General features: G+C 34.6%; 12 protein-coding genes. 7 read left to right on the top strand and 5 right to left on the bottom strand.

Annotated features, from left to right (window positions below; genetic code table 11):
* Positions 1-127: 127 nt before the first annotated feature.
* Positions 128-676: a helix-turn-helix domain-containing protein gene (locus tag DBO93_RS13180; RefSeq protein ID WP_108456754.1), complete on the bottom strand. Its 549-nt coding sequence runs from the start codon at positions 674-676 to the stop codon at positions 128-130.
* Positions 677-847: 171 nt separating this feature from the next.
* On the opposite strand from DBO93_RS13180, the gene DBO93_RS13175 reads away from it, so the two are divergent.
* Positions 848-2140, top strand: a complete 1293-nt coding sequence (locus tag DBO93_RS13175) for an FAD-binding oxidoreductase (protein ID WP_108456753.1) — start codon at positions 848-850, stop codon at positions 2138-2140.
* A gap of 178 nt (positions 2141-2318) precedes the next feature.
* On the opposite strand, the gene DBO93_RS13170 is transcribed toward DBO93_RS13175, so the two are convergent.
* Entirely contained in the window at positions 2319-3113 is a 795-nt protein-coding gene (locus DBO93_RS13170) for an ion transporter (RefSeq protein ID WP_108456752.1), read from the bottom strand.
* A 326-nt stretch (positions 3114-3439) separates the two neighbouring features.
* Between DBO93_RS13170 and DBO93_RS13165 the strand changes: the two genes are divergently transcribed.
* Both DBO93_RS13165 and DBO93_RS13160 read left to right on the top strand, forming a co-directional pair.
* A complete protein-coding gene (locus DBO93_RS13165) occupies positions 3440-6316 on the top strand; it encodes a response regulator (RefSeq protein ID WP_162533790.1) in 2877 nt (958 codons plus the stop codon).
* 326 nt (positions 6317-6642) lie between these two features.
* On the top strand, positions 6643-9501 hold the full coding sequence (locus tag DBO93_RS13160; protein ID WP_108456750.1) for a response regulator: 2859 nt from the start codon (positions 6643-6645) through the stop codon (positions 9499-9501).
* Positions 9502-9707: 206 nt separating this feature from the next.
* Here the strand turns inward: DBO93_RS13160 and DBO93_RS13155 are convergent, their stop codons facing one another.
* The 3 genes from DBO93_RS13155 to DBO93_RS13145 form a co-directional block, all read right to left on the bottom strand.
* Positions 9708-10268, bottom strand: a complete 561-nt coding sequence (locus tag DBO93_RS13155; protein ID WP_162533789.1) for a DUF1697 domain-containing protein — start codon at positions 10266-10268, stop codon at positions 9708-9710.
* A gap of 70 nt (positions 10269-10338) precedes the next feature.
* The gene (locus DBO93_RS13150) at positions 10339-10656 is read right to left on the bottom strand and encodes a DUF962 domain-containing protein (RefSeq protein WP_108456748.1); all 318 of its coding nucleotides are present in this window, start codon (positions 10654-10656) and stop codon (positions 10339-10341) included.
* Positions 10657-10665: 9 nt separating this feature from the next.
* Positions 10666-11301 (bottom strand): LysE family translocator, encoded by a 636-nt coding sequence (locus tag DBO93_RS13145; RefSeq protein WP_108456747.1) that lies wholly within the window; start codon positions 11299-11301, stop codon positions 10666-10668.
* Between the two features lie 322 nt (positions 11302-11623).
* Here DBO93_RS13145 and DBO93_RS13140 point away from each other — a divergent pair, with 322 nt between their 5' ends.
* The 4 genes from DBO93_RS13140 (at position 11624) to DBO93_RS18790 (ending at position 13474) form a co-directional block, all read left to right on the top strand.
* Positions 11624-11815, top strand: a complete 192-nt coding sequence (locus DBO93_RS13140; protein ID WP_108456746.1) for a DUF3185 family protein — start codon at positions 11624-11626, stop codon at positions 11813-11815.
* 43 nt (positions 11816-11858) lie between these two features.
* The gene (locus DBO93_RS13135; RefSeq protein ID WP_108456745.1) at positions 11859-12212 is read left to right on the top strand and encodes a hypothetical protein; all 354 of its coding nucleotides are present in this window, start codon (positions 11859-11861) and stop codon (positions 12210-12212) included.
* A gap of 208 nt (positions 12213-12420) precedes the next feature.
* On the top strand, positions 12421-13263 hold the full coding sequence (gene rhlP, locus DBO93_RS13130) for a rhombotarget lipoprotein (protein WP_108456744.1): 843 nt from the start codon (positions 12421-12423) through the stop codon (positions 13261-13263).
* 34 nt (positions 13264-13297) lie between these two features.
* Entirely contained in the window at positions 13298-13474 is a 177-nt protein-coding gene (locus tag DBO93_RS18790) for a hypothetical protein (protein ID WP_182254210.1), read from the top strand.
* Positions 13475-13502 lie beyond the last annotated feature (28 nt).

Here is a 13502-nt window from a genome sequence, read left to right as displayed (position 1 = left end):
TTGAAAATGCTAAGCAGGAAGAAGGGAATTAAGGTTAGATAAAATGACGAAAGGGATTAAGTAAGCCATGAAAAATTAAATACCTTAATTAATGGGGGTTAAGGATATTTCAACTTTATTAACATAATTAAAAATTAGCCGGAGTGGTTGCGCTAACAATTTTACATACGCCAGAAAAGATATTTCTAAATCTATGGGGTTTATTATTATCGAAATAATAACTGTCGTTAGCATTTAAAATAAATACATCGGTGCCAACGGTAAGCTCAATTTTGCCTTCTAAAATATAACCGGCTTCTTCCGCGTCGTTTTGCAGCATTTCAGTACCGGTATCAGCATTTTCAGGATAGCTTTCTACTAGAAAAGTCATTTGCCTGTTAGGAAAAGATTTACCGACTAAATGCATATGCACATCGCCTGAGCCAATATCGATTAATTCATCAGAGGTATAAACTACTTGTTGAATTTCTGCTTCGTTACTTTCTTCTGTAAAGAACTCAACTAACGAAATAGGTATGCCGTTTAACACTTTTTGAAGCGAGCTAATAGATGGGCTTACGCTATTTTTTTCAATCATTGAAATTGTACTATTGGTAACACCTGCTCTTTTTGCAAGCTCACGTTGCGATATATTTCTTATTAATCTAATAGACTTAAGTTTTTTGCCTACATCCATTTAATTTCCTCTAGGGGTAAAACTATTATGTTAGCTCAATTTTTTGAATTATATAACGATCGCTTGGCTTAAGTCATTAATTGAGTTAGTCTGTTTGTTATATTTTACGGGGTGTTCTTATTTATGAGCACTAGTTTTGTAACATTAATTTATTATTAAAAGAATAAAACAATGACTAAAGTTCATACATCTAATCATGCTGATTCTTATTACTTTTCAACATTAAAATATCAACAAAGCTATCCTATGCTCCATGAAAGTATTGAGGCTGATGTGTGCATTGTTGGTGGCGGCTTTAGTGGTATTTCAAGTGCGATAGAGTTAGCTGAACGTGGTTATAACGTTGTTTTATTAGAGGCGTATAAAGTTGGCTGGGGCGCTTCGGGTCGCAACGGTGGACAAATGATTCGTGGTATTGGTCATGATATTGAGGGCTTTAGAAAAACCATAGGTCAAAAAGGTATTGATGCTATTACACAGTTAGGCTTCGACGCTAATCAAATTGTGATTGATAGAATCAATAAGTACCAGATAGATTGTGATTTAACCATGGGTTATTGCGACCTCGCAACGCGTGATAAACATATGAAAATGCTTGAAAAAGAAGTTGAGCATCTAAGACAATATGAATATTCACATGAAATTAAATTACTAGATAAAACGGCACTTAAAAAGCAGGTTATAGGCTCTGACGCATACGTCGGTGGCTTAATTGATATGGGAAGTGGTCATTTACACCCATTGAACCTTTGTCGTGGAGAAGCTAAGGCAGCAAGTGATCTTGGGGTAAAAATATTTGAAGGTACTAAAGTAGAAAAATACACGCCCGGCGAAACCATCGTTATAAAAACAACTAACGGAGAAGTAAGAGCTAAAAAATTAATTCTTGCTGGTAATGCTTATTTAGGTGAACTTGCCCCTAAAATAGCGCATAAAATATTACCTGCAGGGAGTTATATCATAGCGACCGAACCATTAAGTGAGTCAGTATATAAATCACTTTTACCTAATAATCACGCAGTTTGCGACCAAAAAATAGAACTAGACTACTTTAGATTATCAGCCGATAAACGCTTATTGTTTGGTGGTCTTTGTAATTATTCAGCACGAGATCCGAAAAATATTGCCGCGACATTAACCCCAAAAATGTTATCAGTTTTTCCTGAGTTAGCAGACGTTAATATCGATTTTCAATGGGGTGGCATGATAGGAATTGGCGCTAATCGCCTGCCACAAATTGGCCGTTTAGATCATAATATTTATTATGCGCAGGCGTATTCAGGGCATGGCGTAAACATTACTCATGTAGCAGGAAAAATACTGGCAGAAGCCATAAGTGGAGAGTCTTCATTAATCAAGCATTTCGAAAAAGTAAAGCATTTTACTTTTCCAGGTGGTAAACATTTGCGATCGCCATTACTCGCGATGGGCATGATGTATCACAAGCTACTCGATAAATTTTAAGTAACTTTCATTTAATGATTTAGATAAGTCGTTATGATGAAAATACTATTACCTCATACCTCATACCTATTACCTCATACCTTAAAGCCAATAAATTACCAAGGTGTTGGCTAATAAGGTTGCAGTAAGTGCTTTTACTACAAGCACTTACTGACCATGTTGATAGGTGGATATAACTTTATTTATTTTTGTCATTTAATTGTAAAACAAGGTTTTTAAGTTCAAGAATTTCTTGTTGTAATTCACTCAATGTTGGCTCTGTTTTATTTTTTTCGCGCGAGCGTTCTTCTTCCATCACATTTACCACAATACCAATCACCATATTCAAAAAGGCAAATGCGGTAAAAAAGATAAAAGTCATGTAGTAAATCCAGCTATAAGGATAAACTTCCATCGTTTCATACTGAATATCGGTCCAATCTTCGAAGGTCATTACTCGAAACAGCGTGAGCATTGAAATAGCGATGTCACTCCACAACTTGGGGTTTATAGTATTAAATAGGAAACTGCCAATTGCGGCGTATATATAAAAAATAATAAACATCAGCAATAAAACATAGCCCAATTGTGGCATGGCTTTTATCAAAGAGTTTATCAATATTCGAAGCTCTGGAACCACCGACACCATTCGCAATACCCGAAACACTCGCACCAATCGTGCAAGTAAGGCCATTTCAGAGTCGTTAATGGGTATAAGGCTTATAACGACAACTAAGGTGTCGAACACATTCCATGCCGACTTGAAAAAGTGTCGTTTGTTTTCTTCTGTTAGAAACCGTAAAGATATTTCAAATAAGAAAAAAAGCGTGATAAACGTGTCTAGAACTGAGGTGACGGAAATAGCGGTATTTGAAAGCGGGAAGGTTTTTGCGCCAATTTCAAGTGCAGAAATTATGATCACACATATAACACTTAATTCGAAAAATTTATTGTTTCTTAACTTAGTAAAAGCAGCTTTAGTATTTTGATACATTGAGGTAATTTAATTCAGTTAGGTTTGGATAGCTTAGATGGTGAATTATAAACTTTTTGTGGTAAAATTAGCTAAGTTTTTAACAAAACTATCGTAACTATTTATGTATAAAACTAAAGCTACATTTTGTTACATATTGTGGCCTTAAACCAATCTACAAGCCAATCAATAAACCATTAGAAGTTAGCGTTGTTAGTGCAATATTAAAATGCTATAACTAAGTAACATAAAAAAAATATCAATTGAAAATAATAGATTATAGCCAAATGAGCAAAAAAAACACTTCAGTTGATAATATCAAAAAGACACGTTTAAAGGTGTTATGGATGGCGATATCTCACCGAACGGTGTTATTCAAATTACTCATTTTACTCTCCAGTTTATTTATTAATATTTCGGCTCACAGCTACAATAAAAATTCATTTCAATATTTTGGTAAAAATTTTGGACAAGAATTGTCTGTAATTGAAGACATGGATGATCAAAATAAAGCGTTAGAACTCATCATTACACTTTGCGAAGATGAGTCTCTACCAACATTAGAAAAACTTTCTGCTTTAGCCAGTAAAAGTCGAACCTTGCATAAATTAGGTCAGCTTGAAAACGCAATTAAAGTAGCACAGCAAGAGCAAGAACTTGCTCATGAATTTGAGTTAAATCGATTAGAAGCAGATGCTTATAAAAGGATAGGGGTTTATGCTTATTATAATGGCAAAAATCGATTGGCATTGCACTCTTATCAACAAGCACTTAACTATTATCTCACCCTTGATGAACCTATTGCTCAAGCAAACTTATACAATAATATCGCGCTAGTTTATGGCCGAGCTTCTCAACCTGTGCGAGAGTTAGCGATATATCAAAAAATTCAGCCCATTTATCAGCAGTATGGCAGCGAAAAAGATAATATTGACGTCTTAACGAATATCGCAAATTTACATTTACGCTTAAAAAGATTCGATACGTCGATATCTATGTATCATGACATTATTGAAAAATTATTAAAAACCTCAGATAAAATCGGAGTAGCGAAAGCTTACAGTGATTTAGGCTCGTCTTATAAAAATGCTGGTGACTACCAAAAAGCCGAGCACTACATGACATTAGCACTGAGTTTACATAGAAAAAATAAAGATGATTATAATGCGGCATCCACATTGCATAATTTAGCTGAACTCAACAATTACCTTCATAATATTGATAAAGCTATAGTTTTTGCAGAGGAAAGTATTCGTCTTAGTAATGCTCAAGGACATACCAACGCTTATGTTGGCGCTAAATACAGTTTGGCTCTCGCCTACTTTTATCAAGGTAAGTATGACTTAGCATTACAAAACGTCGAAGAATCTACTAAGGTTATCAACAAAATTGATTATAAAGAGCAACTAAAATTTAACTTATCTTTACAAGCATTGATTTATGCAGCACAACATAAAAACTTTGAAGCCGTTGCTAGCCACCGAACTTTTTTACAAACACAGCTTGAGTTGGCAAACAGTCAACTGAACACGCAATTAGCGCTTTTTGATTCTGAGCAGTTAAAGCAACAAGTTGAGCAATTAAAGCAACAAAAACTTTTACAGAAACTTGAGGTAGAGGGTTCTTTACAATCAAGAATTATTATTATCATTGTTGTTGTCGCAAGCTTCGTTATCGCCTTTTTAATTGCTAGACGAGAAATAGAAAACCGTTCAAAAAATGCACTTGAAACCAAAGTTAAACAAAGAACGACAGAACTCGAATACTTAATGCAAGAATTGCAAAACGCTAATAATATTAAAAGTCAGTTTTTAGCGAATATGAGTCACGAAATAAGAACACCTTTAACTACGGTTATTGGTCAAGCTGAAGCTATTATTAGTGGCGATGTAGAAGAAGCCTATATCAGTAAAGAGGTTAAAATAATTCTCGGTAATAGCTTACATTTATTAGAGCTTACCAATAATATTTTAGACTTGAGTAAAATAGAAGCTAATAAAATTGAGCTTGAAATACAAAGTCAAAACTTGCACGACATTTTGCAAGAACTCGCCAATATGTTTTGTTTACAAGCAAATTCTAAAGGTTTAACGTTTGACATTGTGCATCGTTTGCCTGAACCATTTTTAATCGATATTGATGGCTTTCGTGTTAAACAAATTTTGATCAATCTATGTGCTAATGCCATTAAGTTTACGCCCAAAGGGCATATAGAGTTGAATATTAGCCAAAGTGAAACACACTTGATGTTTAAAATTACCGATAGCGGCATCGGTATGAGTAGTTCACAATTACAGCACTTGTTTGAAAGCTTTACCCAAGGAGATAGCAGCATAAATAGGCGCTTTGGCGGTACAGGGCTAGGGTTATGTTTATCAGATCAATTAGCGAAAATTATGGGCGGGAAAATTGAAGTAGAAAGTGAGTTAAATCAAGGCAGTGTTTTTGCCTTTAGTTTGCCTTGTAAAGCCCACTTTAATAAACAGCTTATTGAAAACAAGATATCGATAATTGACACACAGGTGAACATTGATTGTCATCATCAAGAGTTGCCTCAGCAATTAAAAGGCACAATTTTACTTGCTGATGATCATAATGATAATCGCCGACTTATTGCTAGATTATTGAGCTCAATTGGTTTAAATGTGATCACAGCTCGTAACGGCTACGAAACCATTGCGTTATTCAAACAACATCAACCAGCATTGGTATTAATGGATATTCAAATGCCTGAAATGGACGGTATTGAAGCGTTTAAAATTTTACGGCAAAAAGGTTTTCAAACCCCTATTATTGCATTAACGGCCAATGCCATGTCGCATGAAATAGCACATTATTTATCGTTGGGCTTTAATGGTCATTTATCTAAGCCTATTGAGCGAAATATATTTATCCCTACCATTGCCAAATATTACGATGGCAGTATCACACAAGAAAAAGCGAATGAGAGTTTTCAAAATGTTGATATGTCCGATTTAGTCAAAGAGTTTAAATCTAACTTAGTGTTAGAGCAGCAAGATTTAGTGCTACATATTAACAATAAAGATTATGAAAAACTTTCGAATTTATCACATCGTATTGCTGGCGCAGCGCAAATGTTTGGTTTTGCTGATTTATCTCAATATGCCATCAAGTTAGAAACGGCGATCAAAAATAACCACAGTATCGATGTGAATGAATACACCCAAAAGTTACTCAACGAAATAGACCAAGTTTTGTGGTAAATGCAAAGTAAATAAGTCAGGTATTGATTCGACGTTAGCCAGCTAAAATAGTCTCTAGATTACTCTATCCTCTCTCAGTAAAATACTCACCACTTAGTGCTTCCCCAAGCTGATCAAAACTGTAAACAAAGTTGCAGGTAACAGATTTACATTTGGATTAACCCTTAATTCAAAGGAGACTAATAAATAGGCTTTGGGCGGTTTAACGCCAGCGCTAAATAGGCTAAGGCCAATTTGTATACAGCGTTGTTAGTAGAATCGTAAAATGCTATAACTTACATGTAATTCATTTGATAATAAAAATAAAGTATTTAAAGGTGTCATAGATGACGGTTTCCAATAGCAGGGTATTAGCTACTTCATTGTTTTTATTTGTAAACTTTCTCATCAGTTTTACCGCTCACAGTCAGAAGCAAAACTCACTCCCTCAGATAGAAGAAAAATTCACTCAGCAACTAACAGAAATTGAGGACATGGCTGATCAAAATGAAGCTTTGAAATTAATAACTGTCTTGAGCGAAGATGCCTCGTTGCCAATACTTCAAAAACTGACGGTATTAGCAAGCAAAAGTAGAGTGCTTCATCAATTAGGTCAACTAGAAAATGCGATTGTTGTCGCTCAAAAAGAGCAAGCATTAGCTAATAAATTCCACTTTAATCAAATTGAAGCAGACGCTTATAAAAGAATAGGTGTTTATTCCTATTACAATGGCAACAATGAACTGGCCCTTCACGCTTATCAGCAGGCACTTAATTATTACCTGACAATTGATGAGCCAATTGCTCAAGCCAATTTACACAACAATATTGCCTTAGTACACGCAGTAACCAGTGAATTTGAAAAAGCGTTACTCAGCTACCAAAAAGCGGAAAAAATATATCAAGAGTTTGGTAGTGAAATAGATAAAATTGACATTAAATTTAATATTGCGGGCTTTCATTTAGAGTTAAAACGTTTTGATATTGCTATAGCCATGTATCACGACGTTATTGAAAGACGCGCTAAAATTGCTGATTTAAGCGGCCTTGTTATGGCGTATGGTGATATTGGTACCTCGTACAAGTATCAAGGAGACTATAAAAAGGCCGAGCATTATATGCTTTTGTCGCTTAATTCTGCTCGTGAAAATAAAGATGATTTCTATGTGGCGTCGGTCTTACATAACTTAGCCGAACTTCAAAACGATCTACAAAATATTGACAAAGCAACAGCCTATGCAAAGGAAAGTATTCGCCTAAGTATTGAGCAAGGCCATGATAACGCTTATTCAGGGGCATTATACAGCCTAGCTAAAGCAAATTTTTATCAAGGAAAGTATCAATTAGCAATGGACCTTGTAGAGCAGTCAAATACCATTGCAGTAAAACGAAAAAACAGAGACCAGATACAATATAACCTTTCATTACAAGCGTTAATATATGCTGCGCAACATCAAAACTATAAAGCAATTACTAGCCAGTATGACTTTTTAAAAGCACAATTTGAATTATCGAATAGCGAACTTAATTCTAAATTAGCCTTGTTTAACTCCAAACAGTTAAAGCAGGAAGTTAAACAACTTAAGCAACAAAAGCGTTTACAAGAGCTTGAAACTGAGCGCTCATCACAAGCACGTACCATCATTATAATTGCCATTATTGCTACGCTATTAATAGGTTTTTTAATTACCCATCGCATCATTGAACGTCGCTCGAAAAATGCACTCGAAATAAAGGTAAAACAACGCACCACAGAGCTTGAGTACTTAATGAAAGAGTTACAAAATGCTAATAATATTAAAAGCCAGTTTTTAGCAAATATGAGTCATGAAATCAGAACACCGTTAACCACGGTTATTGGCCAAGCTGAAGCTATTATTAATGGTGATGTTGAAGAGTTTTATATAAATAAAGAGGTTGAAATAATTCTTGGCAATAGTTTACATCTATTAGAGCTTACGAATAATATTCTCGATTTAAGTAAAATTGAAGCGAATAAAATTGAGTTAGAAATACAAAGTCAAAACTTACACAACATATTACAAGAACTCGCCAATATGTTTTGTTTGCAGGCGAAATCTAAAGGCTTAACATTTGACATAGTACATTGCTTACCTAAACCATTTTTAATCAATATTGATGGCTTTCGTGTTAAACAAATTTTGATCAACTTATGTGCCAATGCGATTAAATTTACGCAACAAGGACATGTAGAGTTAAATATTAGCCAAAGTGAAACACACTTAATATTTAAAATCACCGATAGTGGTATTGGTATGAGTAGCTCACAATTGCAAAACTTATTTGAAAGCTTCACCCAAGGTGATAGTAGTATTAATCGACGTTTTGGTGGTACCGGATTAGGTTTATGTTTATCAGACCAGTTAGCTAAAATTATGGGAGGGAAAATTGAAGTTGAGAGTGAATTAAACCAAGGCAGTGTTTTCGCTTTTAGTCTACCTTGCCAAGCAACAATGTCTGAACATTGTAATGAAATAAAAGTATCGTCTGATGAAACAACTAAAGCGATAAACGAGCAACAATTAAAAGGTACAATTTTACTCGCTGAAGATCATAATGACAATCGTCGACTTATTGCTCGCTTACTTACTTCGATAGGCTTAGACGTTATTACCGCACGTAATGGTTATGAAGCCATCACGCTATTTAAACAGCATCAACCATCGTTGGTATTGATGGATATTCAAATGCCTGAAATGGACGGTATTGAAGCGTTTAAAATTTTACGGCAAAAAGGCTTTCAAACCCCTATTATTGCATTAACGGCCAATGCCATGTCGCATGAAATAGCGCATTATTTATCGTTGGGCTTTAATGGTCATTTATCTAAACCGATTGAGCGAAATATCTTTATTCCCACCATTGCCAAATATTACGACGGTAATATCACGCAGGAAAAAGCCGATGAAAGCTTTAACAGTGTTGATATGTCAGATTTAGTAACAGAATTTAAATCTAACCTGGTGTTAGAACAGCAAGACTTAGTTTTACATATAAACAATCATGACAACGATAAGCTTTCGAAATTAGCGCATCGTATTGCTGGTGCTGCGCAAATGTTTGGTTTTGCCAATTTATCTGAATATGCCATCAATTTAGAAATAGCGATTAATCATAATGATACGGCGAGTATTAATAATTACACTCAAAAATTACTCAACGAAATAGACCAAGTATTATGGTAAATATTTAAGTTAACTTATAGATACTGGAACACTGTATCTAAAGACGTATTGAAAAATAAGCTATTTTAAATGACAGTTTGAAAGCTGGGGATATTTATCTTTTTCATTTTAGCGATAATTTTTTGAGAAAATACTTATAAAACTGAAGACGTTTTAGTTCACTAGGCACTGGCTTTTATTGCGGTGAACTTGTTATCAATAAAACCTTAGTTGATATTATCTTTAGTGAGTGTAATAAGCTTATCAACAGTTTTTAAATTTCGCGATGTCGCCTGAACATTTAAATGCTTTTCAATATTACTCAGAGTCAATTTTGAGCGGCCATACCCTTCTTCACAATGTAAATAAAGTACCTTGCCAATAAGATCCATTTGTTCACTTGCTTTAATGTAAGGCGATAATACTGTTATCGACTTGGTTGGGATCTCGGATAAAAAACATAACAGCACTTTACTGCCATCTGAAATAGGGTCGATATCTTTAAAAGGTAAGTTTAAGCGTGCACTTTGCAAATCATCGGGTGTTAAAACAATAACCGGCACCTCAAAATGATATTGCTTAGCAATAAGCTGGCTTATACTTTTAGCCAGTTGCGAGCATTCATTTATGCCATCGCCTTTATAGTTAAAGATTAAGTTTCCACTTTGGATATAGCTCTGTACGTTTTCAAACGATAATTTTTGATAAAGCGCACGCAAGTCCGCCATTTTTATGATTTTTTGACCCGCAACATTAATGCCGCGTAATAATGAAATATAAGTACTCAAAGGGATATTCTCATCAGTTAAGGTTCAATCATTAAACGCTGAGTTATTTTGGAGTATGTCCAGCGCAGTGCTAAAATTTTAGTTTACCGAGTAACATATCTTTATACATAACCCAGTCACCTAGCAGGCTATAAATAGGGTAGGTAAATGTCGCGGGTCTATTTTTCTCAAAAAAGAAGTGTCCAAGCCAGGCAAATCCATAACCCAATAAGGGTAAAGTCCAGAGTAATACCCAAGCAGAGCTTAATAAAATATAACTAAGCATCAGTATAATTAAGCTGGAGCCGATAAAGTGTAACCTTCTACAAATAATATTTTGATGCTGGCTTAAGTAAAAAGGATAAAACGATTTAAAGTCAGTGTATTGTTTTGCGGTTGTATCAGACATTCTCATTACCTAATTTATTTTACTGGTTAGCACTTTTAAGCCTATTAATATCATAGCGCCGCCAAGCACGCGATCGATCCAATGACCTAATCGCTGAAATTTTTCATTTACACTGGGTCTAGAAAGTAAAACTACGACAGCAGAAAACCACAGTAGTTGTAATATCATCATCCAAACACCGTAAATAACCAAATGTAATAGTGGTAAATCTGGCGATAACACCACGGTGAACAATGCAACAAAATAGATGGGCGCTTTTGGATTTAACGCATTACATAAAAAACCTTTAACAATAGCCTTAACATTTGAATGCTTTGCAATTGCTTGCTTTAGCTTAGCATCTTCTGTCTTACCCAAAGGTTTTGCTCTTAAGCCTTGTATACCTAAATAAATTAAATAACACCCGCCAATAAGTTTTATTAGCCATAATGCTGTTGCTGAATTAGCAATAACCGCCGCTAAACCTAAGGCAGAATAAATAATATGAACCGATAAGCCTAAGGCGATACCAATACTCACCATAAAGCCAGATTGCTTACCATTAGAGAGTGTTTGTTGTGACACCAATACAAAGTCTGGTCCAGGAGATGCCGCGGCCAACAAGTGAATTGAGGTAATAATGAGTAAACCTTGCATTAAATCCATAGTAATCCTTAGCAACTTTCTAACATAACGATTAAAAAAATAGCTTGTCGATAATGTCTGTTATTTAAACCTTTAAAATAACATAAACTCAAATGCTTAAAGGTTTTTTTAATAAAAAAAGTACTTAGCTAAATTTAGCGTGTAGTGAATATTTGGAAAAAACTAAGTCATTGAAGTTATTATGTAAGCGCTGTATATTTATTTTAATAACAATACACCAATGGTGTTTTAGTGTTGTTAAAAATTTAAAGTATTGTCGTCAGGTTATATTTTTATAACACAAGTTGGCTTAACTATAACTTTATACAATTTAGGAGTGAAAATGAATAATAAAATTATTGGTATAGTACTTATTATTGTCGGTGTAGCTTTAGCATTATGGGGCTATAACATTTATGATTCTGCAACTTCTCAAGTTACCCGAGTCGTTAGCGGAGATACACCCATTGAAGCTTGGGGTGGTATGGTTGGTGGTGTTATTGCTGCGTTAATTGGTATCACTAAGCTAAAATAAAATAAAAAGATAAAAATTTCATCTTAAAAAAGGAGAAAAATAGATGAGTGAAGTAGTGATAAACGAAGGACCATCAACCGAGGGCACAGCTAAAATAGTTTATATACTGTATATGGTTGGGATCTTTTTTGGTATCACAGGCATTATTGGTGTAGTCATGGCTTATATCAATAAATCTGATGCACCAGAGTGGCTTAAATCACATTATCAATTTCAAATTAGAACATTCTGGATAGGTGCTTTGTATATTATTCTAGGCTCAATTCTATCTATAATACTTGTCGGCTGGCTGGTACTTTTATTTTGGGTTATTTGGCTTATTGTACGATGTGTAAAAGGGATGAAATCACTAGATGCAAAAACAGCACACCCTGATCCTACCGGTTGGCTTTTCTAATTATGTAACGCATAAGGATAGATATTGTAATGCCGATATCTATCCTTTTTAACATTAATATCTGCTTACTTTATCTTGATCTAAGCTGCCGATTAAAAGCGCTACTCCTATCTGTTAATGCGTTGAGTTTTTTAATTTATTTGGCGTGTTAGGATAAATCATCATTAAATCAGTTCAATTTTATTCATAACAATAAAAAGGGATGTCGATGAAAACTAGAATTTTTATCATACTGCTAAGCGCTTTATTCTTAGCGTCATGTAGTTCTCTGATGAGCAACAACACGGGGAAGAAAACACAATCAAGTAGCTTGATGGACTTTCTCTACCCTAACCATGCAAGTCGAGCTGAACATCAACCAGAAATTCCAGTGTTAACACTGCCCGTAAAAGTGGGTTTAGCTTTTGTGCCTTCTAAAAACTGGCAAAGAGATGGTATTCATAATAAAGATCAAATAGAGCTACTTGAAAAAGTGAAAAAATCATTTCTCAATTATGATTATATTGATCGTATTGAAATAATACCAAGCACTTACCTTAATGGCGGAGAAGGTTTTACAACTTTAGAACAAGTAGGCCGACTTTATGATGTCGATGTTATGGCGTTGGTATCATATGACCAAGTAACTCAGTCACTTGAAAACAACGCAGCGCTTTTATATTGGACAATTGTCGGAATGTATATAATTCCGGGTAATGAAAATTCGGTTCAAACCTTTGTTGATACCGCTGTTTTTGATATTAAAAGTAAAAAAATGTTATTTAGAGCCCCAGGTATAAATAAGCTTGAAAAAAGAACTACCGCAATAGGGGTTGATGACACGTTAATTCAAAAATCACTCGAAGGATTTAGCTTGGCTGTTTCAGATATGACGATTACTTTAGATGCTGAACTTTCGACATTTAAAACACGAGTGAAAGAAGAAAAAATTGCTAAAGTAGAGCATCGAGAAGGCTATAGTGGAGGTGCAGCAAGTTATTATTGGTTGTTTTTCATAATACTGATTTTAGGTAGAAAAGCCTGCTGTAAGCAATCAAATCCAATAAAGTAAAGCTACGCTATATTTCACTGAGAGATAATCTAAAATGAAAACAGAAAAAGATGAAGTTAAAGAAGAGATTAAAGCAAAGTGGCGGTATTGGAAGAGTATAAAAAGCAAAAAAACCAAAGCATTACTAATACTCCTATTTATTGGTTTAATCTGGCTGAAAATATTTACCACCGTACTAACCTTTGATTGGTTAGCGAGTTTTTTTAATTAAGATTAATACTTCAGCTCAGGGTTAACTT

Origin of the sequence: Colwellia sp. Arc7-D, from assembly GCF_003061515.1 — a bacterium.
Taxonomy (GTDB): domain Bacteria; phylum Pseudomonadota; class Gammaproteobacteria; order Enterobacterales; family Alteromonadaceae; genus Cognaticolwellia.
Note: the sequence above shows the minus strand (reverse complement) of the source record. Positions and strands in the feature narration are given on the sequence as shown.